17 protein-coding genes are annotated in these 21867 nt (G+C 65.8%); 7 read left to right on the top strand and 10 right to left on the bottom strand.

What is annotated here, in order from left to right; translation table 11 throughout:
* The first annotated feature begins 25 nt into the window (after positions 1–25).
* Together AC4FWB_RS30710 and phnN are read left to right on the top strand one after the other, a co-directional pair.
* Positions 26–1165 carry an alpha-D-ribose 1-methylphosphonate 5-triphosphate diphosphatase gene (locus tag AC4FWB_RS30710; protein WP_491029976.1) on the top strand — a complete coding sequence of 380 codons (1140 nt, stop codon included), beginning with the start codon at positions 26–28 and terminating at the stop codon, positions 1163–1165.
* On the top strand, positions 1162–1788 hold the full coding sequence (gene phnN, locus AC4FWB_RS30705; RefSeq protein ID WP_491029975.1) for a phosphonate metabolism protein/1,5-bisphosphokinase (PRPP-forming) PhnN: 627 nt from the start codon (positions 1162–1164) through the stop codon (positions 1786–1788). The genes AC4FWB_RS30710 and phnN overlap by 4 nt, the downstream gene beginning before the upstream one ends.
* Positions 1789–1990: 202 nt before the next feature.
* On the opposite strand, the gene AC4FWB_RS30700 is transcribed toward phnN, so the two are convergent.
* The 3 genes from AC4FWB_RS30700 to AC4FWB_RS30690 all read right to left on the bottom strand — a co-directional run bounded on the left by AC4FWB_RS30700 (position 1991) and on the right by AC4FWB_RS30690 (position 5653).
* A complete protein-coding gene (locus AC4FWB_RS30700; protein WP_126096767.1) occupies positions 1991–2986 on the bottom strand; it encodes an ABC transporter permease in 996 nt (331 codons plus the stop codon).
* A complete protein-coding gene (locus tag AC4FWB_RS30695) occupies positions 2983–4554 on the bottom strand; it encodes a sugar ABC transporter ATP-binding protein (RefSeq protein WP_491029995.1) in 1572 nt (523 codons plus the stop codon). Before AC4FWB_RS30695 ends, AC4FWB_RS30700 begins: the two co-directional genes overlap by 4 nt.
* A gap of 136 nt (positions 4555–4690) precedes the next feature.
* Entirely contained in the window at positions 4691–5653 is a 963-nt protein-coding gene (locus AC4FWB_RS30690; RefSeq protein WP_491029974.1) for a sugar-binding protein, read from the bottom strand.
* Between the two features lie 615 nt (positions 5654–6268).
* Here AC4FWB_RS30690 and AC4FWB_RS30685 point away from each other — a divergent pair.
* From AC4FWB_RS30685 to AC4FWB_RS30665, 5 genes are all read left to right on the top strand, one after another.
* The gene (locus tag AC4FWB_RS30685; protein WP_491029973.1) at positions 6269–7381 is read left to right on the top strand and encodes a LacI family DNA-binding transcriptional regulator; all 1113 of its coding nucleotides are present in this window, start codon (positions 6269–6271) and stop codon (positions 7379–7381) included.
* Positions 7382–7683: 302 nt separating this feature from the next.
* Positions 7684–8454 carry a helix-turn-helix transcriptional regulator gene (locus tag AC4FWB_RS30680; RefSeq protein WP_491029972.1) on the top strand — a complete coding sequence of 257 codons (771 nt, stop codon included), beginning with the start codon at positions 7684–7686 and terminating at the stop codon, positions 8452–8454.
* 286 nt (positions 8455–8740) lie between these two features.
* Positions 8741–13066: an autotransporter outer membrane beta-barrel domain-containing protein gene (locus tag AC4FWB_RS30675; RefSeq protein ID WP_491029971.1), complete on the top strand. Its 4326-nt coding sequence runs from the start codon at positions 8741–8743 to the stop codon at positions 13064–13066.
* Between the two features lie 148 nt (positions 13067–13214).
* Positions 13215–14339 carry an NAD(P)H-dependent flavin oxidoreductase gene (locus AC4FWB_RS30670; protein ID WP_491029970.1) on the top strand — a complete coding sequence of 375 codons (1125 nt, stop codon included), beginning with the start codon at positions 13215–13217 and terminating at the stop codon, positions 14337–14339.
* A gap of 172 nt (positions 14340–14511) precedes the next feature.
* Positions 14512–15312, top strand: coding sequence for a class I SAM-dependent methyltransferase (locus AC4FWB_RS30665; RefSeq protein ID WP_491029969.1), 801 nt, complete (start codon positions 14512–14514; stop codon positions 15310–15312).
* 3 nt (positions 15313–15315) lie between these two features.
* Here AC4FWB_RS30665 and AC4FWB_RS30660 read toward each other — a convergent pair whose 3' ends face one another.
* The 7 genes from AC4FWB_RS30660 to AC4FWB_RS30630 all read right to left on the bottom strand — a co-directional run bounded on the left by AC4FWB_RS30660 (position 15316) and on the right by AC4FWB_RS30630 (position 21847).
* Complete coding sequence (locus tag AC4FWB_RS30660; RefSeq protein WP_491029968.1) at positions 15316–15594, bottom strand: hypothetical protein; 279 nt, start codon at positions 15592–15594, stop codon at positions 15316–15318.
* A 97-nt stretch (positions 15595–15691) separates the two neighbouring features.
* Complete coding sequence (locus AC4FWB_RS30655) at positions 15692–16630, bottom strand: sugar phosphate isomerase/epimerase family protein (protein WP_491029967.1); 939 nt, start codon at positions 16628–16630, stop codon at positions 15692–15694.
* A gap of 33 nt (positions 16631–16663) precedes the next feature.
* Positions 16664–17656, bottom strand: coding sequence for an inositol 2-dehydrogenase (gene iolG, locus AC4FWB_RS30650; protein WP_491029966.1), 993 nt, complete (start codon positions 17654–17656; stop codon positions 16664–16666).
* A 63-nt stretch (positions 17657–17719) separates the two neighbouring features.
* The gene (locus AC4FWB_RS30645) at positions 17720–18538 is read right to left on the bottom strand and encodes a carbohydrate ABC transporter permease (RefSeq protein WP_491029965.1); all 819 of its coding nucleotides are present in this window, start codon (positions 18536–18538) and stop codon (positions 17720–17722) included.
* The gene (locus AC4FWB_RS30640; RefSeq protein WP_491029964.1) at positions 18535–19440 is read right to left on the bottom strand and encodes a carbohydrate ABC transporter permease; all 906 of its coding nucleotides are present in this window, start codon (positions 19438–19440) and stop codon (positions 18535–18537) included. The genes AC4FWB_RS30645 and AC4FWB_RS30640 overlap by 4 nt, the downstream gene beginning before the upstream one ends.
* Positions 19440–20753 carry an extracellular solute-binding protein gene (locus AC4FWB_RS30635; RefSeq protein ID WP_491029963.1) on the bottom strand — a complete coding sequence of 438 codons (1314 nt, stop codon included), beginning with the start codon at positions 20751–20753 and terminating at the stop codon, positions 19440–19442. Before AC4FWB_RS30635 ends, AC4FWB_RS30640 begins: the two co-directional genes overlap by 1 nt.
* Positions 20750–21847, bottom strand: a complete 1098-nt coding sequence (locus AC4FWB_RS30630) for an ABC transporter ATP-binding protein (protein ID WP_491029962.1) — start codon at positions 21845–21847, stop codon at positions 20750–20752. The genes AC4FWB_RS30635 and AC4FWB_RS30630 overlap by 4 nt, the downstream gene beginning before the upstream one ends.
* Positions 21848–21867: the final 20 nt, after the last annotated feature.

Genomic DNA, 21867 nt, shown 5'->3' with positions numbered 1-21867 from the left:
ATCGCTTGAGATAGGACTGCCTGAAATGACCGCCGAGACCGTTTTGAACAATGCCCGCATCGTGCTGTCCGACGAGATCGTCGAGGGCTCGCTGCTGCTGCGCGATGGCCTGATTGCCGCGATCGAGCCGGGTGCGGCGCGCACCGGCGAGGACATGGGCGGCGACTACATCATCCCGGGTCTCGTCGAGCTGCACACCGACCATCTCGAAGGCCACTACGCGCCGCGCCCGAAAGTGCGCTGGAACCCGATCGCGGCCGTGCTTGCCCATGACGCGCAGGTGGCGACCGCCGGCATCACCACGGTGCTCGACGCCTTGCGCGTCGGCATGGACGAGGACGCCGACCTGAAGTCCGACGACGTTCGCAATCTGGCCGACGCGATCGAGGACAGTGTCCGCCAGGGCCGGCTCAGGGCCGATCATTTCATCCATCTGCGCTGTGAGGTGTCGGCGCCGGACTGCCTCGAGGCTTTCGCCAATTTCGAGACCGACGACCGGGTGAAGCTCGCCTCGCTGATGGACCATGCGCCCGGACAGCGTCAGTTCGTCAACCTCGAGACCTATGCCTATTACTACCAGCGCAAGCTGAAGCTGACGGATCGCGACTTCCAGAAATTCTGCGAGAAGCGGATGGCGGAATCGGCACGCAATTCCGGTCCGAACCGCGTCTTCATCTCCGCCGCATGCCAGGAGCGCGGCATCGTGCTCGCCAGCCATGACGACGCGACGGCCGGCCATGTCGACGAGGCGGTGGCGCAGGGCGTGCGCGTCGCCGAGTTCCCGACCACCGAGGAGGCAGCAAGGGCATCGAAGGCGGCCGGCCTCGGCGTGCTGATGGGCGCGCCGAACGTGATGCGCGGCGCGTCGCATTCCGGCAATGTCTCGGCCAGGGCGCTTGCCGGCGACGGCCTGCTCGACATCCTGTCGTCCGACTACATCCCCTTCAGCCTGATCCAGTCGGCCTTCTTCCTCGGCGACGTCGTCGAAGGCATCTCGCTGCCGCAAGCGGTCGCCATGGTCTCGAAGAACCCGGCCGACGCCGTCGGCCTCACCGATCGCGGCGTCATCGAGCCTGGCCGGCGTGCCGATCTCGTGCGCGTGCGCGTCGACGAGCACGTGCCGGTCGTGCGCACCGTCTGGCGCCAGGGCAGGCGTGTCGCATGATGGTTTCGGCGTTGATCGAACGCGAGCTGACCGAAACCCTTCCCATCCGCAACGGCGTCTTTGTTGCGGTCGTCGGCCCGAGCGGCGCCGGCAAGGACACGGTCATCGGCTATGCCAAGGCGCGCTTTGCCGACGAGACGCGGCTGGAGTTCGTACGCCGCGTCATCACCCGACCGAGCGATTCCGCCAGCGAGGATCACGACACGCTGGCCGACGCCGCCTTCGCCGAGGCTGAAGCCGACGGCGCCTTCGCCATTTGCTGGGACGCGCATGGCCTGCGCTATGGTCTGCCGGCCGATGTCGACTGGGCGGTCGCCAACGGCCGCGTGGCCGTGGCGAATGTCTCCCGCGCCGTCATCCCGGCGCTGCGCGAGCGCTATGCCAACCTGGCGGTGGTCGAGATCACCGCGACGCCGGAAATCCTCGCCGAGCGGCTGGCGGCGCGCGGCCGTGAATCGCGCGGCGAGGTGCTGGCGCGCCTGGCGCGCAGCGCGAGCGTGACGCTTTCCGGCCCGGACGTCACCTCGATCGACAACAGCGGCGCCAGGGAGATCGCCGGGGAGCGCTTCGCCGAGGTGCTGCGCAAGGCGATGGCGTTCTCGGACCTGTCCGACCAGATCTAGCGCCTAACCTTCTCCCCTTGTGGGAGAAGGTGGATCGGCGCGAAGCGCCGAGACGGATGAGGGGTGTTCCAGCTTGGCGGCTGCTATCGTCGTCAGACGCGCACAGTGGCAATCCTCATCGTCTCGCTCCGTCCAACACCCCTCATCCGTCGCCTTCGGCGACACCTTCTCCCACAAGGGGAGAAGGGGAAGGACGCCGCCGCTACTCCGCCGGCGCGCCGGCGACGTTCCTGCGCGTCGCTTCCAGCATCCGGCGCCGGGCGCGGAACACGCCCCATTGCTGGTCGACCAGCACGCCGATCAGGATGACGCCGCCCATCACCGCGAAGTTGAGCGAGGAGGGGATGCCGAGCAGATTGACCAGGTTCTGCAGTTCCTGCAGCAGCACGGTGCCGAGGATGACGCCGACCAGCGAACCTTCGCCGCCGCGCAGCGAGAAGCCACCGAGCACCGCCGCGGCGATCGCGTAAAGCTCGTAGAACTGGCCGTGGCTGGCCGGCGAGATCGAGCGCGTGTACATGGCGAAATAGATCGCCGACAGCGCCGTCAGCACGCCGCAGATGACATAGGCGGCGATCACGATGCGCCCGGTGCGGATGCCCGAATATTTCGCCGCTTCCTCGTTCTTGCCGATGGCGTAGAGATAGCGTCCGAACACCGAGCGGTGCAGCACCACCCACATGACGATGGCAATCACGATCAGCGCGATGAAGCTGTTCGGCACGCCATAGGAACGGCCCGCGGTCAGGAATTCGAGGTCCGGGAAATTCTGGCCGAAAGCAAAACCCGCTGTGCCGTCGGCGGTGTAGAAGCGTGCGACGCCGCGATAGATCAAGAGGCCGCAGAGCGTCACCACGAAAGGCTGCATCTTGAGCCGCGTGATCAGCCAGCCATGCACGAAGCCGATGATGGCGCCGAGCACGATGATCAGCACGAAGGCCAGCGGCCAATCCATCTCGCGCACGGCGATGAAGTCGATGAACAGCGTGCCGAGCAGCGCCACCAGCGAGCCGACCGAGAGCTCGATGCCGCCGGTGATGATGACGAAGGCCTGGCCGATGGAGAGGATGCCGAACAGCCCGATCAGGTTGGAGGTGTTGGCAAGGTTGATCGGCAAGAGGAAGCGCGGGTTGATGGCCGTCACCACCGCGCCGACCACCAGGATCAGGACCAGCAGGCCGAGGTCTTTCTTGCTCATTGCGCTCCTCCCGCCGCTTCTGCCAGCCTGGGCTTCTTGCCCACCGCCAGCAGCAGCACGTTCTCCTGGCTGAAATCGTCCCGGTCCAGAATGCCGGAGATCTGCCCTTCATGCATGACCGCGATGCGGTCCGAGACGCCGATCACCTCTTCCATGTCGCTGGAGATCATCAGCACCGCGACGCCGGCGTCGGCGAGCGACCGCATCAGCCCGTAGATCTCGGCCTTGGCGCCGATGTCGATGCCGCGCGTCGGCTCGTCGAGGATCATCACCTTCGGGTTCATCGCCAGCCATTTGGCCAGAACCACCTTCTGCTGATTGCCGCCCGAAAGCGTGCCGGTGCGGGTCAGGACCGATGGCGCCTTGATGCCGAGATTTTTCTTCTGCTTTTCGGCGGTGGCGAGCTCGGCGCCGGTCGAGACCAGCGATCGCTTCGCATGCGCCGGCAAATTGGGCAGCGAGATGTTCTGAGCGATCGACAGGTCGAGCAATATGCCGGTGAGTTTGCGGTCTTCCGGCACCAGGAAGATGCCGTTGGCCACCGCATCGGCGGCGGAGGTAACATTTAGCGCCTTGCCGTCCAAGGTGACACTGCCGCCGAGCCGCTCGTCGATGCCGAACAAAACGCGCGCAAGCTCGGTGCGTCCCGAGCCGACCAGACCGGCAAGGCCGAGGATTTCGCCACGCCTGAGTTCCAGGCTGACAGGGTGGTCGGGATAGGCGCTGGTGCGCACCGCGCTGACCGAGAGCGCGACGCCGCCGGGAGCGCGCCCGGCTTCGGCGGCTTTCTCGCGCTCCTTCAGCATGCGCCCGATCATCAGTTTGACCATCTGGTCATGGTTGATCTCGCTCTTGGGCAGTGTGCCGGCAAGCATGCCGTCGCGCAGCACCACGACGCGGTCGGCGACACGTTCGACCTCGTGCAGGCGGTGCGAGATGAAGATGACGCTGATGCCTTCCGCTCGCAGCCCCTTGATCACGTCGAGCAGCTTTTCGGTCTCGGCGATCGGCAGGCTGGAGGTCGGCTCGTCGAGGATCACCAGCCGCGCCCTGATCGACAGCGCCTTGGCGATCTCGACCATCTGCTGCTGCGCCAGCGACAGCGAGGCGACCGGCGCATCGGCCGAGAAATTGGCGCCGACGCGCTTCAACAGCGGCGCCGCCATCTGCCGCAGCTTCGCGCGGTCGACCAGCCTCAGCGGCCCGGCCTTCAGCGGCTCGCGGCCGAAGAAGATGTTGGCGGCGACGTCGAGGTTTTCGAACAGGTTGAGTTCCTGGTGCACGAAGGCGATGCCGGAGCCGATGCTGGCTTCCACGGTCAGCCCGTCATGCGCGACTCCGTCGACCGTGACGCTGCCGCTGTCCGGCCGCGTCACGCCGCCGAGGATCTTCATCAAAGTCGATTTGCCGGCGCCGTTTTCGCCGACCAGGCCGATCACCTCGCCCGGCCCGACCTCCATGGAGAACCCGTCCAGCGCCACGACGCCGGGATAAGTCTTGCGCACGGCTTCGAGGCTCAGGAACGGAGCGGTCGTCGATTGAGCGAAGGATGTCTCGGAGTAATTCATCACGCCATGATTCACCGCGCCACAATTCATGACGCTCGCCAGCAGCCGGTGGGCCACAGACTGACGGGCCTTCTCAGGCCCGTCAATACGGACGCCGGCTCAAGGCGAACCTTGAGCCGGCGCAACTGTGCATCGATTACTTGCCCGCCATCGCCTTCAAATTGGCGGCATAGGCGTCGACATCGTCCTTGCCGATGATCTTGGTCGGCACGATGATCAGGCCGCCCTCCGGAATGCCCGACTTGTCGCCCTTGAGGTAGGAAGCCATCAGCTTCATACCCTGATAGGCCCATTCGAACGGCTGCTGCACCACGGTCGCGGCAACCGTGCCCTCCTTGACGCCGCCCAGCGTGATCGGATCGTCGTCGAAGCCGACGACGGTGATCGAGCCCAGCTTGCCGGCGTCGCGCAGCGCTTCATAGATGCGCGGCGTGTTGTAGGAATAGAAGCCGACCATGCAGGTGATGTCGGGGCTGGCGACCAGCGCGTCCTCGACGTTCTTCTTGGCGCGCGCCTGGTCGATATCGTCGCCGCGCACGTCGACGAGCTCGATCTTGCTGCCGGCGAGCCCGTCCTTCATGCCCTGGATGCGCTCCTTGGCGTTGTCGGCGCCGAGCAGGCCGACGAAGCCCAGGCACTTGCCGCCGTCGGGCATCGCCTTCTTGGCGATCTCGGCCGCCTGCTTGCCGGCGTCGACGTTGGACGAGCCTATATAAGCGACGCGCTTGGTCTGCGGAGCGTCGCTATCGGTGGTGAACAGCGCCGTCTCGGACGCGATCTTGTTCAGCCCGTCGGTCGAGGTCTTGGGATCGACGGCGGAGACCATGATGCCCTTCACGCCGGCCGTCACCAGATCGTCCATCAGGCGCTGCTGGATGGCGACCGACGACTGCTCGGGATATTTGAGCTCGAGATTGTAGTCGGGCAGTTCGCCCTGCGCCTTCTTCACGCCGGCTTCCGCCGCCTTCCAGAAGTCTGACGCGCCGTTGACGACGAAGGCCAGCGTCGGCTTGTCGTCGGCGCGCGCGGTGGCGCTTGCCGACAGGCCAATAACCAAGGCCGCCGCGGCGACGGATGCGTTACGGATCATGGATTTCATGTTCAACCTCCCTTTTGAAACTCATCGCTGATTTATTTCGGCTGCGGCCCGGACGCCCTCCTCCTCACGGGGCTTGCCCAAGGTCTGGCAACTTAAGAACGGCGCCAATCCAGCCGCGAGCCGAACTCTAGACACTGATTTGTCGTTCGTAAATAGTCCGATTTGTCTGACATTTTCGTGATTGTGCGACGGGCCCGCTTCCGGCGATGGCCGGCTCGAATGCGCGCCGCACGATGCGTCTTGCCGCCACCGCTCCGATCTTGGGCCGGTCACGACGAGTTGACAGTAGAACGCTTACGGCTATTAGTAAATAGTATTAGTTATTGAGCTGAATGGACACGCTCGCGGCGGAGGAGAGCGTAGCCGCGGGCAGTGTCGGAGAGGCAAGAGGCTGCGGCGGCGAGAGCCGCCATCTCCCGAAATTTCCGGGCATTTCGTCAGCTTTTCTGACCTTCCCCAGTCGTTTCGTCGGTATGCAACGCGGCTGGTGCGAACTATGTCGTATGTGATAATAGTTATAATCAAGGCGCGTTTTCGATAAACGCGCGGGACGAAAAACCATCTTGCCGTTGCTCCGGCCTTTGCTAAACCACCGGCCGGATTTGGGAAACGACCATGAGCGAACCGACGGAACTGCGCGATCCCCCGGAAGCCTCCAGGCGCCGCAAGCCGTCCGCCAGGCCCAAGGGTCGCGTCACCATGACCGATATCGCGCGCGCCGCCGGCTGCTCGCAGGCGACGGTCTCCTTCGTGCTCAACAATTCGCCGGGCATCCGCCTGTCGCAGCAGACGCGCGACCGCGTCATCGAGGCCGCGCGATCGCTGGGTTATTCGCCGCCGGTCTTTTCAGCGCTGCGTCCGCCCGTCACGCCCTTCGAGGGGCTGGATGGCGTCATCGGCTTCGCCGTCGACCAGCTCGCCACCAGCCCCGAAGCGGTGGTCGCCATCGAGGGCGCGCGCCAGGCCTCGTGGAATGCCGGCAACGTGCTCCTGGTGGCGCAGACCATGGGCGATGCGGTGATGGAGCCGCGTGCTATTTCAGCGCTGACGCGGCGCGGCATCTCGGCGCTGATCTACATGACCATCTTCACCCGCGAGATCACCGCGCCCGAGTTCCTCTACAGCCTCGACATCCCGGTCATCCTGCTCAACTGCTACACGGCCGACTACGCCTTTCCGGCCGTGGTGCCCTCCGAGATCGCCGGCGGCCAGAGCGCGACCAGGCACCTGATCAGCCACGGTCACCGCCGCATCGCCACCATCACCGGCGAGCCGTGGATGCAGGCCGCGCAGGATCGGCTGAAAGGCTATCGCCGCGCTTTGGCCACCGCCGATATCCCCTTCGATCCGGAGCTGGTGGTCGAGGGCGACTGGTCGGCCAGCGCCGGCTACGCGGCAACCGTCAGGTTGCTCGCGCTGAAGGACCGCCCGACGGCGATCTTCTGCCAGAACGACCGCACGGCGATCGGCTGCTACGAGGCGCTGAAGGAGGCCGGCCTGCACATTCCGCAAGCCATTTCCGTTGTCGGCTATGACGACGAGGAGATCGCCCGCCACCTCTTTCCGCCGCTCACCACGTCGATCCTGCCGCATCTGGCGATGGGCCAATGGGCGATCGAGCAGCTGGAGACGCCGCCGACGCCCGGCCGCGGGCGCTATCCCATCACCAAGCTGGAATGCCCGCTGGTGGAGAGGGAATCGGTTGCGACCGTGAAAGGGGCCGTGTAGGCGCCGGCGCGCACGTCCGACCTAATGCATGTTGCCCAAAGCGCGCAGCTTTTTTGGATGAACGACATGCATCAAAACAAGGACTTAAAGCGCGGCGCCTGAATACGTTTCGTCGCGACCCGCTTTTAGCGGTTGCGCGGTGCTTATTGCCGTTGTGTTTGGATCCGTTCCGGGTGATGAAGAGGAAACGATGGAGCGAGACGAACCGAAGAGCTGACCGCACCTGCGCAAAACCGCGTCGCCACCCCATCTCGCCCGTAATTGACAGCAGAAGACAATCGACTTCCCGCCGAAATGCCCTCATGAAAATGGAAGACGCCTATCGCTTGTGGGACGCGCTGTCCGCCTTCCACGTCAGTCAGTCGCGCGAGGCCGCCGCCTATCTGATGGACCAGCTCGCCGCTTGGACAGGGGCGTGGAACGCCACCTGGGCCGGCGCGATTCGCTTCGATGATACGGCACGTACGGCACGCAACGACCCGCTGCAGGGCTGGCGCGTCGGGGCGGTGCAGGCCCTGCACCCGATCGAGCCTCGCCCGGACGAGGGGCATTTCAAGGAAATATTGCGCGTTTGGGATCGGCGGGAGATCGACCCGTCCTTTCTCCTGCCGATGCGTGACGTGGGCAGCTTCCGCACCTATTCATTTCGGCGAGAGCTGCCGCAAGAATGGTTCGAGTCGGAATTCTACCACCGTCATTATGGCTTGGTCGGCACGCATGACGCGGTTTTCGTCGCCTTTCCGCTGAACGCCGATTGCGAATCGCATTTCGGCTTCTACTCGCGCCAGACCTTCGCGGATGAGGCGATCGCGCAGCTCGCCCGGGCGCTGCGCGGCATCAAATGGTTCCATCGCCGGCTGATGCTGGGCCATGGCCTGCTGATGGCATCGGCCCCGCTGACGTCCACGGAGTCAAAAGTCCTGCATTTGCTGCTGACAAAGGCGTCCGAGAAAGACATCGCCCAGCAAATGGAGATTGCCGCGTCCACGGCGCATCAGCACGTCACCAGCATCTTCCGCAAGTTCGGCGTGCGCAGTCGGGCCGAGTTGATGAGTCTCTGGCTGAGCGGATAGCAGAATTCCAGGCTGCTCCTCTAATCAGAGGATAGTGCCGCGAAAAGCTCCGTATCATAGCTGGCGCTCAAGGCACTGGCTCGGGGGCTCCGCAGCCAAGGAAGCGCTGGGGGCGGGTGTGTCAGATACCAAAGATTCGCGCAGGCATCGCTCGCATCGGGCGGGCATCGCAGAGGGCACCGCCGGATACGGCAAGGGGATGCGTTTCAAAGGGCCGGCCGCTCCCCCGTCGACAACTGCGACACTACCTCCTCGTCTTTCACCATCTTCATCCAAGGCGCATTTTATGAGGCGGCTGGGCTTTCCGGCTGTGATCGCACTGGCATTGCTTGGATCGGCGCGGACTTTGCCAGCGGAAGCGCAGCCGGTTGCTGTGCCCACAACCACCGGCGTCGACGGCCTTGGCGGCCGCGATGCTTACGACACCTACCTGGGAGGCGGCGCGCCTGGAACCGGCAGCGGGGACACGACGAACGGGGGCGGCAACGGCGGGTGGTCCTGCTGTGGCGAGATATTTGGACCCGGGGCGGGGGAGCCCGGCGGCCAGGGCTATGGTGCCGGAGGTGCCGGCGGACGGTCAGGCGGCATCATTATCGATCTGAGCGGCGGCGGTGGCGGTGGCGGCGCAGGTGGCGCACCGGGATATGTCGGGATCGCCGGCGAGACCTACGATGTTGCGCCCGGCGTCGTGGTCAAGGGCGGCCGCGGAGGATCCGGCGGCATGGGCGGGAACGGACAAATGGAAACCCAGATTGGCGGATCCGGGACTGTCACCGAACTCTATGGCGATGGCGGTGAAGGCGGCGACGGCGGCGGCGGCGGAGCAGGTTTCTATGGCATCGACTTCACGCTCTACAGTCGGGGCGCGATCACCGGCGGTGAGGGCGGCCCGGGAGGCCTGGGCGGATGGGCACAGACGGGACGCGCCGCGGGCGCTGAACTCCCGATCGTCGGCGACGGCGGCAATGGTGGTGCGGGCGGCGCGGCCGTTCAGGGCTCCGGCTTCGCGCTGATCAATGACGGCGCCATCACCGGCGGTTCGGCTGGTCCAGGTCTGCTGGCTCTGAATCCGCTCCGCTTCGCCGGCATCGGCGCAACCGGCGGATGGGGCGTGTTAGGAACGGGTTTCGCCGTCACGAACAACAGCGCCGGGTCGATCACCGGTGGCGAGGGCGGCGCCGGCGGAACCTCCGGCGGCGGCGGCGCGGGCGTGGGCGGCACCTCCTTCACCCTCCGCAACGCCGGAACGATCACCGGCGGGTTGGGAGGACTAAGCTACGCCGATGGCGCGCAGGGCGCCTCCGGCCTTGACGGCGTCTCCGGCCCGCATGGGTTAAACGACAGAGGGCCGGGCTTCCCAGCCGCGCGAGCTGGTGATGGTTCCGACGGCGAGACTTCGCCGTTTCGCGGCAAGCAAGGCGGCGCGGGCGGCAATGGCGGATACGCGGTGGGCGGCTCGGATTTCGTGCTGACGAATACCGGCACCATCGCCGGCGGCGATGGCAGCTTCGGAGCCAAGGGCGGCAAGGGCGGCAATGGCGGCAATGGCGGCAATGGCGGCGATGGCGGCGATGGGTTCTTCGACAAAGCCGGAGTCATAGATATCGAGAGGGACGGTGCCCAAGGAGGTGACGGCGGCGATGGCGGCGGCGGAGCGTCCGGAGGCAAGGGCGGCAAGGGTGGCGACGGAGCCGCCGGTGTCAGCGGCTCCGGCTTCACGGCGACCAATGACGGCATCATCAAGGGTGGCGATGGTGGCCAGGGGGGTGAAGGTGGCACCGGCGGTTATGGTGGCAATGGCGGCTATGGCGGTTCGGGCGGCAGATTCTGGGGCTGGGGCGGTCAGGGCGGCCGGGGTGGCCGAGGGGGTGAGGGCGGTTCCGGTGGAACGGGAGGAAACGGCGGCATCGGCGTTACCGGAACCGATTTCGCGCTTGTAAACAATGGCTCCATTGTCGGCGGCAAAGCCGGTCTTCAGGGCAATGGCGGTCAGGGTGGCCGCGGCGGCAATGGCGGCAATGGCGGCAATGGCGTCCCGGACGATCCCAGCGTCGCCACCGGGATTGGCGGCGACGGCGGCGACGGCGGCGATGGTGGTTCTGGCAGCTTCGTTGCGGCGAGTTCCGGCGCCGGCGTCAGCGGCTCCTCTTTCACGCTCACCAACAAGGGCAGCATTGCGGGAGGCGACAATAACGCCGCCGACGCGCATGGCGGCTTTGGCGGCGCGGGAGGCGCTGCCGGTCTGAATGGGCAGAAGAATAATGGGCAACGCGACCCGACCACTGCCTATCCGGGCGACTTTGGATACGACGAGAGCGGCTTCTATTCGTTGGCACTTCCGGGTCCCGCCGGAGCCGGCGTCGTCTCGACAGGCAATTCGGCCATCACCAATGCCGGCACCATTTCGGGCGGCCTCGCCACCCTTGCCTTCTTTCCCGACTACGCCGTTCGCGCGAATGCGGTGGAGCTGTCCGGGGGCGGCAACACCCTGATCCTGGAAGCCGGGTACGATTTCATCGGCAACGTGGTCTCGACCAGCGGAGTTATCAATGGTGGCGATGCGCTGAAGCTGGGGGGCACGGCCGCCGCCGCGTTCGATGTCGGCCAGGTCGTGCCGGCGCTGTCAGGATCGCTCTTCGGCACGCAATATGCCGGCTTCAGCAGCTTGTCCGTGGTCGGCGGCGACTGGGCGGTTGCCGGCGCCAACGCCAGCGGCCTCGGCTGGAACCTTGACGGCGGCGTGCTCTCCATCGCCGATGCCAAGTCGCTGGAAGGCGCCGTCCCGGGCGCTCTCGTCACCACATTCAACGGCGGCACGCTGCGCACCACCGCCGACATGACGCTCTCCGGCAATATGGAGGTGCTTTCCGGCGGGGGGACGTTCGAGGCCGCGGCAGGGACCACCGCCACGTTCGAAGGCGTGCTCTCCGGCGATGGCACCTTCTCGAAATCCGGGTCGGGCGCTCTGAAACTGACCGGCAATTCCTCGTCCTTCACCGGCACGACCGTCATTTCCGCCGGCCGGCTCGCCGTCAATGGCGCGCTCGGCGGAACGATCGACATCGCGGGCGGCACGCTCGGCGGCCGGGGCACCATCGGAGCGGTGACGGTCGGCAGCGGCGGCAACCTTGCCCCAGGCAATTCCATCGGCACGCTGAATGTGGGCTCCGTCACCTTCGATTCCGGCTCGACCTACACGGTGGAACTGAAGAACGGCGGCAACACGCCGGGGGTGAATAATGACCTCGTCAACGCCGCCGGCGCGGTGACGATCGATGGCGGCACGGTGCATGCGAGACCGGAGAACGGCACCGACGACGGTTCCACCTATACGCCCGGCACCACCTACACCATCATCACGGCGGCGGGCGGCGTCACGGGCGCCTTCGCCTCGCTCGCCGACGACTACGCCTTCCTCAACTTCGAGCTCTCCTACGATCACGGCAACGTCTATCTGACCTCGCAACTGGCGGCGGCCTTCTTCTGCCTGCCCGGCATGACCGCCAATCAGTGCGCCGTCGGCGACGCGGCCCTCTCGCTGGGCAGCGGTAGCCTGTTCATGGCCGTCGCCAACCTCTCCAATGCCGACGCTCCAGGGGCGCTGGATCAGCTCTCCGGTGAAATCCATGCCTCTGCAAAGACCGTCCTCATCGAGGACAGCCGCTTCCTGCGGGAAGCCGCCACCGACCGGCTGCGGGACGCGCTCGACGGCGTCGGTGCGTCCGGGGCTCAGGTCATGGCCTATGGAGAGGGCGGGCCGGAACTGGCTCCGGCCACCACCGACCGCTTTGCGGTGTGGGGCCGTGGCTTCGGCGCGTGGGGCTCATGGGACAGCGACGGCAACGCCGTGAAGCTCGACCGCTCCATCGGCGGCTTCTTGATCGGCGCGGATGCTCCGCTGTTTGACTATGGCCGCTTCGGCGCTGTCGCCGGCTACGGCCGCTCCAATTTCAATGCGAAGGACCGCAATTCCTCGGGCGCGAGCGACAACTATTATCTCGGCCTCTATGGTGGCATCCAGTGGGGCAATCTCGCCTTACGCTCGGGCGCGGCCTATACGTGGAACGACATTTCCACCAGCCGCTCGGTAACCTTCCCCGGCTTCTCCGACCGGCTGACCGGCGATTACAACGCCGGCACGTCCCAGGTGTTCGGCGAACTCGCCTATGGCGTCGACGCGGGCCCGGTCGCTCTTGAGCCCTTTGCCAACCTCGCATGGGTGAACCTCTCCACGGACGGCTTTGCTGAACAGGGCGGAGCCGCGGCCCTCGCGGGGCGGGACGGCTCGATGGATACGACCTACACCACGCTTGGCCTGCATGCCGCCACCGACTTCAACCTTGGCGGCGGGGTCACCGCCACGGCACGGGGCACGCTCGGTTGGCGTCATGCTTTCGGGGACGTGGCGCCGGACTCCACGCTGGCCTTTGCGAGCGGTAGCTCGCTGTTGTCGATCACGGGCGTTCCCATCGCCAAGGACACCGCCGTTGTCGAAGCCGGGATGGACTTCGCCATCACCAACACGGCCACTTTCGGCCTTTCCTACAGCGGCCAGTTCGCCAGCGGCATGACCGATCAGAGCGTCAGGGCCAATCTCGCCGTTAGGTTCTGAGCCGCGCCCGGCTTTCCGGCAACGGGCTCCGAGGAGATCGCCCGCCACCCTTTCCGGGGGCCACGCCCGGCCACGGCCCGTTGGCGGAGAGGGAGAGCGTTGGGAGCGTGCCCGCACAATTCCGGTGACCGGGCTCCGTCCCAGGCCTATGCTAACAAGCGTAAATTCCTTCCTCGACAGCGGAAACATGCTCATGTGGCCGAACCGTCGTCTATGCGATCTCTTGAAGATCGAGCATCCCATCATCCAGGCGCCGATGGCCGGCTCGGCGACGCCGGAACTCGCCGCGGCGGTAAGCAATGCCGGCGGACTGGGATCGCTTGGCTGCGCATCGATGTTGCCGGATGGCCTGCGCAACGTTGCGCGCCGGATGCGCGCCGCGACCGAACGGCCGTTCAACCTCAATTTCTTTGTTTTCCCGCAACCCAGCACCAGCGACGCCGTGCTGGCCCGGGCCATCGACAGGTTGCGGCCCTACTACGAGGAACTGTCGCTTGGCGAACCGTCACGGAGGCTTCCACCGATCGGACCGGGTTTCGACGACGAAAAGCTCGATCTGGTGCTCGAGATCCGGCCGCCGGTCGTCAGCTTCCACTTCGGCATACCGGACGCGGCCAAGGTCGCCAGGCTGAAGCAGGCCGGGATCGTCATCATCAGCACCGCGACGAACGTCGCCGAGGCGCGCAATCTCGCCGACAGCGGAGCCGATGCCGTCATTGCCCAGGGATGGGAGGCAGGAGGCCACCGCGGCTCTCATGTTCCGACCGGTCCGGGCGACGGCGTAGGAACGATGGCGCTGGTTCCCCAGGTCGTCGATGCTATCAAGCTTCCGGTCATTGCCGCGGGCGGCATCGCCGACGGCCGAGGCATAGCGGCTGCTTTCGCTCTTGGCGCCAGCGGCGTGCAGATCGGCACCGGTTTTTTGTCTTGCGACGAAGCCGGGACGGACGCTCCGCGCCGCGCCCTGATCCGCTCCGCGACGGACATGGATACCATGGTCACCATTGCCTTCTCGGGCCGCGCCGCACGGGCGAAGCGCACGCGTTATGCCCTTGAGATGGAAGAGAGCCGAACACCCCTTCCGGATTTCCCGCAAATGTATGCGCTGAGCAGCCCGCTCGGCGATGCCGATCATGCAAAGGCAGATTTCGCTTTTCATCTCTATGGGCAGGCGGCCGCGTTGAATCGAGAGCTTCCCGCGGGAGAGCTGATGCACAGGCTTGTCGTCGAGGCAAAGGAGATATTCGATACCCTCTCGGCGTCGTCGGCGTGAAGACATCCATTCGCCCGCCACCGAGCCGGAGCGTCCTCGATAGGGAGAGCGTGGCGATCGTGAAGTCGCCCACATAATCGCCGGCACGCGCCGCGCTATTCTTGCTCTGATTGCTCTGCGCCTTGGCAGCAATTCCGTCGAGGTTTAGCTTGGGCTCATATGGGAGGCTCCAATGGCATCGATCTTCACCGTTCATGCAGCATCCGGCTATGAGCAGCTCATGGGGCGCTGGAGCCGCAGGCTGGCGCCCAAGTTCATCGACTTCGCCGGCTTGGCCGCCGGCGAAAAAATCCTCGATGTCGGCTGCGGCACCGGCAGCCTGACCTTCGAGCTGGCGAAATCAGCCGGTCTCGCCGAGATCCAGGCCATCGACTTCTCGCCCGTCTTCGTCGAGGCGGCCAGGCAACGCAACACCGATCCGCGCATCACCATCAGCCAAGCCGACGCCACCGCGCTGCCTTTCCCGGACAATGCATTCGACCGTGCACTCGCTCTCCTTGTGCTGCACTTCGTGCCGGAGGCCGGCAAGGCGGTGGCCGAGATGCGCCGCGTGGTGCGGCCGGGCGGCGTGGTGGCCGCAGTTGTGTGGGATCATCTCGGCGGCATGCCGGGCATGCGCATGATGATCGACACCGTCGCGGCGCTCAGCGAAAGCGGGCGCCAGATGCGCAACCGCTATTGCTTCCAGCCGATGATGCAGCCTGGCGAGATGAAGCGGACCTTTGTCGAACAGGGCCTGGCCGATGTCACCGAGACCGAGCTGATGATCCGGATGGATTACGAGAATTTCGACGACTACTGGGCGCCGATCGGCGCCGGCGAAGGCCCGCTTGGCAAATATATGACGACGCTCGATGGGACCGAACGAGCCCGCACCGAGGCTGCCGTTCGCGATGCCTATGAGGCCGGCCGGCCCGACGGCCCGCGGTCGTTCGCCAACGTCGCCTGGGCCTGCCGGGGGATTGTGCCCTGACCTTCAGCGCGATCTGAGCTGCGCGCGCACCGCGTCGCGAAAGCTGCGGAAGCCGGGGAATCCGAGCAGCGCGAGCAGCCTGATCAGCGTTGTGGTGGGAAGTCCGGTCGCTTCGGCCATGCCGGCCGCCGTCATGAAGGCCGCGTCGGACCATCGGCTGCGCAGGAAATCGCCCAACGCCGGATGCTTGGCGACCAGCTTCGGCTCGCTGGCCAGCGCTGCGACCAGGCTCGGCGGCGGTGATGCCGGAACAGCAGAACTCCAGCGGCAGGGGGCAACCATATCTTAGCCGTTCATGGACGAGCGTGCGGATTGTGCGCGAGGCGAGCCGCAGGGTGGAAACCGGCAGACCGTCGCGGGTGCTGCGGCCCCGCCCGCTTCAAGCCAGATTGATGGCAGCGTTGCGCAGCAACGCTACGGATTTGCGCATGCCTTCCATCGGCGACAGCATCATGTCCTCGTGTTCGATGGACAGCACGTCGTCGTAGCCGACCTGCTTCAAGGCAGTGCAGAACTGCCGCCACCAGGTCTCGCCGTGACCATAGCCCAGCGTGATGTAGTTCCAGGCCCGATCGGCATAATGGTTTGGCGGACGCGCATCGAGCACGCCATCGATGCCGGCCGGGATCGGCTCGACGCGCGTATCCTTGGCGTGGACGTAGTAGATCGCCGAGCCCAGCTTGCGGACGGCGGCGATGGGATCGGCGCCCATCCACATCGGATGGCTCGGATCGTAGTTGGCGCCGACCGTCTCGCCGACGGCCTCGCGAAGGCGGAACAGTGTCTGGACGTTGTAGACGGCCTGATGGCCGTGTAGTTCCAGGCAGAGCTTGCCGATGCCGAGATTGTTCGAAAACGTCACGAGATCGCGCCAGTAGGGAATGATGCAGTCGTCCCACTGGTAGCGCAGGATGTCGGCGCATTCCGGCGGCCAGTCGGTGACGATCCAGTTGGGGTTGGCGTCGCCCGGGCCGCCGGGCAGCCCGGACATCATCACCACGCGATCGATCCCCATCAGGCTCGCCAGCCGGATCGTGTCCTCGGTCACCTGGCGGTGCTTCTTGCCCTGCGGTCCCGGGTGCAGCGGATTGCCCGAGCAGTTGAGCGCCGCAATTGTCAGCCCGTGGTCGCGAACCTTGGCGGCGAATTCGGTGCGGGTCTCCGCGCTGTCCAGCATGGCTGCAAGATCGATGTGCGGCGCGGACGACCAGTTGCCGCAAGCGAACTCCAGCGTCTCCAGCCCGAGTTCGGCTGAGGCGCGCAGCATCTCGTCAAAGGAAAGATTGCCCAGGCTGTCGGTGATCATGCCAATCTTCATATCGTGCCTCCCGGTTGACTTGAGCCCATCCGCTCAGAGCTTCACAGGTTCGAACCTGCCGGACCGGGCGGAGGCAAGGGCGGCCTCGCAAAGGATCATGGCCTTGCGGCCGTCGCTGGCCGTGACGGCGGGCTTCCTGCCAGTTTCGACGCAATCGATGAAGTGATCGATCTCGGAAGCGTAGGACTCGGCGTAGCGTTCGACGAAGAAATAATAGGGCTTGTCGCGCGATATGCCATTGCCGCCATACATCTCGACTGAGGTCGGCAGCCGATTGCCAGCCTGCAGCATGCCGTCGGCGCCATGCACCTCGATGCGCTGGTCGTAGCCATAGGCGGCCCTGACGCTGTTGTTGATGTGGCACTGCCGGCCGGACGCGGTTCGCAGGATGAACATCGCGGTGTCGTAGTCGCCGAGCTTCGTGTATTGCGGCGCCACCAGCGAGGAGCCGGTCGCGAAGAGTTCGACCGGCTCCTCGCCGAGCAGGTTCCGCGCCATGTCGAAGTCGTGGATGGTCATTTCGCGAAAGACGCCCCCGCCCCCGGCCAGAGCTTCCTCGGTTTCGGGTTCGGGGTCGCGACTGGTGATGATGACCTGCTCGACGGCGCCGATCTCGCCGCCGGCTAGGCGCTCCTTCAGCGCCCGGAAGCTCGGATCGAAGCGGCGGTTGAAGCCGATCTGGAATGGCACGCCCGCTTTCTCGACCGCGGCCAGGCACTCGTCCGTGCGCTTGAGGTCGAGATCGATCGGCTTCTCGCAGAAGATCGCCTTGCCTTTCGCCGCCGCGGCCATGGCAAGCTCGGCATGCGTGCGCGTCGCCGAGGCGATGAACACCATCTTCACCGACGGATCGTTCATCACGGCTTCGGTGTCGGCGATCTCGGCGCCGGTGACGGCGGCGACCTTGGCAGCCGCTTCGCGATTGGGATCGACGATGTAGCGCAGCCGCACTCTTGGGTGACGCGCCAGATTGCCCGCGTGCACACGGCCGATCAGCCCCACCCCGAACAGACAGACATCCATCATGCGTTCGACTTTCCTATCAGGCCGCCTTCGCGGAACGGCAGGTTCGTGTTGCCTGAGCGGCATTCATTTCACCGCGCCCATGGTAAGTCCGCGCACCAGATGGCGCTGCACCAGGAGCGCGAAGAAGACGATCGGCAGCGCGCCGATGACGCCGGCTGCCGACATCGAGGCCCAGTCGGTGTCGATGCGGCCGATCAGCGTCGCGGTGCCGCGCGGCATGGTCATGGCGCGCGGCGTCGCTGTCAGCGCCAGTGCGAAGAGGAACTCGTTGAACGTGACCAGCACCGCGAAAATAGCGGTCGCCGCGAGCCCGGGGGCGGCCAGCGGCAGCGTGATGCGGCGGAAGGCGCCGAAGCGCGAATCGCCGTCGACCATCGCGGCTTCCTCGAGATCGACGGGGATCTCGCGGAAGAAGCTCTCCATCATCCAGACGCAGAAGGTGACATTGAAGGCGGTGTAGGTGACGATCAGGCCAAGCCAGCTGTCGAGCAGGCCGAGGCTGAGCATCAGCAGATAGACGGGGATCAGTATGACGACCGGCGGGATGATGCGTAGCGTCAAAAGGAACAGGCCGACCTTGCGCTCCGTGGCGAAAGGCAATCGGAACCTGACGATCGCATAAGCGCCCATCGCGCCGACGACCAGAGCGATGGCGACGGAGAAGAAGGTCACCACCAGCGAGTTCGTCAGGTAGGAACCGAACTGCTTTTCGGTGAACAGCCGCACGTAGTTGTCCAGCGTCGGCACATGCGGGTAGAGCGTGCCTTCCTGCGTGATCTCGCGGTTGGACTTGAGCGAGGTGGAGACCAGCCAGCAGATGGGCAGCAGCACGACCGCCAGCACGAAGATGGTTGTGAGAATGCGAGCCAGACGGGTGCTCATGACGCGTCGATCCTGCGCAGAAGTCTGATGGCGCTGAAGGAGAGCGCGAGCACGACGAGGCCGATCGTCACGAACAGCGCCGCCGCGTAGCCGGTCTGCTGGAACTTGAACGCGGTGTCGTAGCCGTAGATCGAGATCAGCCTCGTCGCCTCGCCCGGCCCGCCGCGCGTCAGCACGAAGACCTGGTCGAAGGTGCCGAAGGCATCGATGGTCCTGAGCACGATTGCCACCGCCAGCACCGGCCGCATCATCGGGAAGGTGAGATCGGCAAAGACGCGCCAGGCGCCGGCGCCGTCGACGCGCGCGGCCTCGAACGGCTCGTGCGGCAGCGATTGCAGACCGGCGAGCAGGATCAGGAACATCAGCGGCGTCCATTCCCAAACGTCGAGCACGACAAGCCCGATGAAGGCGTTGAGCGGGTTGCCGAGGATCTGCGCCTCGCCGCCGCCGATGGCCTCGGAAAGCGCCGTCAGCATGCCGGCATCGCTGGCGTAGATCAGCCGGAAGACGATGGCGACGACGACCGGGGTGATCACCATCGGGATGATGAGCACCGTCCGCAGCAGGCGGATGCCGCGAAATTCGCGCAGGCAGAACAGCGCCAGCGCGAAGCCGAGCACCGCCTCGAACGATACCGACAGCGCAACGAATTTGACCGTGACCCAGAGCGCGTTGAGGAACTGCGCGTCGCTCCACAGGCGCACATAGTTCTGCAACCCGACATCGGAGACCGGCGAGCCGTAGCGATAGGCTTTTGCGCTGGCCCTGAGACCGTCCCAAAGCGGATAGACCAGCACGCCGAGCACGATCATCAGGCCCGGCGCCAGCATGAGGTACGGGAGGGCGAGGTCGAGCCCCGCCCCCTGCAGGCGATATTTGCGTGCCTGCGTTGCGCTTCGCATCAGTAGTAACCGGCCGTGGTCAGGTAGTCCTTGACCTGCTTGGCGGCCGTGTCGAGCGCGGCACCGCCGCCGGAGCCGGCCTGGAGCGCCTTGTTGAGCTCGATGCCGAGCAGTTCCTCGACCTTCGCCCAGTCCGGCGTGCGCGGCCTCGGCAGCGCGCCGGCGTCGAGCTGCTGCAGGGCGACCGGGATCAGCCGGTTGCCGGGCTTGGCGATGCCGAAGGCGCTGCGCTTGACCGGGATCGAGCCCGCTTCCGACAGCTTGGCCTGCGTCTCGGCGCTGACGTACCACTTCAGGAACTCGATCGAGTTCGCCTTGTTGGGCGCCGATTTCGGCACGCCGGCGATGAAGATGCCCATCTGGGCGATCGCCGATTGCTGCTTCGGCACGACGCCGAAATCGAGCTTGCCCGCCACCTTGGTCTGGGCGGGATCGTCGGCCTTCAGCGCGTTGCCGGAATACTGGATAATGGCGCCGGCCTCTCCGCCGAGGATCGCCGCGCCCTCCTGGTCGGAGTCGAACTCGACCACGCCGCTCGGCGCGTTCTGCTTCATCGTGCCGACGAAGAAGTCGGCCGATGCCTTGCCTTCCGCCGAATTGAAGATCGGGTTCCATTTGTCGTCGAAGAAGGAACCGCCGAATGACAGGAAGATCGGATACCAGCTGGTGACGATCGGGTTGCCGGAGACGCCGCGGAAGACGACCGGGTACTTGATCTTGCCGGCCGCCACCCCTTCCTTGCCCTTGGCGATGACCTCGTCCCAGGTCTTGGGCGCGCCGCCGGTGAAGACGTCGTTGCGGTAGGTGAGCGTCTGCAGGTCGCCGACGAAGGGCACGCAGATCAGCGTCGGCTTGGCATCCTCGAAGCCCTTGACGCGCGGGCCCTTCTGCGGCGGCCAGTAGCCCATGTCGATCATCGAGCCGATCCAGTCCTTGTCGGAGCCATCGATGCCGCCGGCGCCGAGGTCCTCGAGCACATTGGCGGCGCCGAACTGCGGCACCCAGGGATCATCGAGCAGATAGAGGTCGTATTGGCCGGCGCCGCTCTGGGCGTCGGCGAACCATTTCTCCAGTGTCACGCCGTATTCGTCCTCGAGAAACTCGATGTCGAAGCCGGCTTCCTTGGCCTGCGGGATGATCTTCTGCTTGAACGGCGTCAGGCCGCCGTCGGCGAAGGCGCCGATGATGACCTTCTTGCCGGCGGCCCTGGCCGGCACAGGCAGGCCGAGCGTGGTGAGGGCCGTGGTGGCTAAAGCCAGGCCGAGCCCGCCCTTGATGACGGAGCGGCGAGTAAGTCTGCTGGAATGCGTCATTTCTCTCTCCCATTGCTGTTGACCCTGTGGACGGCGGTGAGGCCGGCCGAATTGAAGAAGCAGGCGTTCGCCGGGTCGAAGGCGACGCCGATGCTTTCGCCGACCGCGCCCCTGAAATCGCGGCCGGCCCGCACCGAGACGTTGCCGCCTTCGAGGCGGACATTGACCAGCGTCTCGTTGCCCATCGGCTCGACGACATAGATTTCGCCGGGCAGCGCGCCCGGTTCGCCCGGTTGGGCAACGCTGCAGTCTTCCGGTCTGAGCCCGATCTCCACGATCTCGGCCAGGCGGCACGCGGTGAGGCGTTTTCGCTCCAGCGGAACGATCTTGCCGCCGGCGATGACGCCTTGCTCGCTCAGCGCAGCCGGCAGGATGTTCATCGGCGGGTTGCCGACGAAGGTGGCGACGAAGCGGTTTGCCGGACGGTCGTAGATGTCGATGGGCGGCGCCATCTGCTGCAGCTCGCCGCCATGCATGACCGCGACGAGGTCGGCCATCGTCAAGGCCTCGACCTGGTCGTGGGTGACGTAGATGGTGGTGGCGCTGAGGCGCTGGCAGAGCCGCTTGATCTCGCCGCGCATGCTGAGCCGCAGCCGCGCGTCGAGATTGGACAGCGGCTCGTCCATGAGGAAGGCCGCCGGGTCGCGCACGATGGCGCGGGCCAGCGCCACGCGCTGGCGCTGGCCGCCGGAGAGCTGGCGCGGCCGGCGGTCGAGCAGATGGCCGATCTCCAGGATGGCGGCGACCTCGCCGATCTTGGCCTTTCGCTCGATGTCCGGCGTGCCGCGGATCCACAGCGGATAGCCGATGTTCTCGGCGACCGTCATCTGCGGATAGAGCGCGTAGCTCTGGAAGACCATGGCGATGTCGCGGTCGCGCGGCTGCAGCCGGGTGACGTCGCGCTCGCCGATGAAGACCTTGCCGGCGGTCGGCATGTCCAGCCCGGCCAGGATGCGCAGCGCCGTCGTCTTGCCGCAGCCCGACGGGCCGAGCAGGGCGAGGAACTTGTGGTCCGGCACGGCGAGGTCGAGCGATCTCAGCACGTTGAGCGCGCCGAAATTCTTGACCACGTTTCTGAACAGAACCGAACTCATCGCCCTCCCCGGCGTTCCCG

This window comes from Mesorhizobium sp. LEGMi-168a, from assembly GCF_058312955.1.
This window is presented reverse-complemented; position numbering and strand designations above follow the sequence as displayed.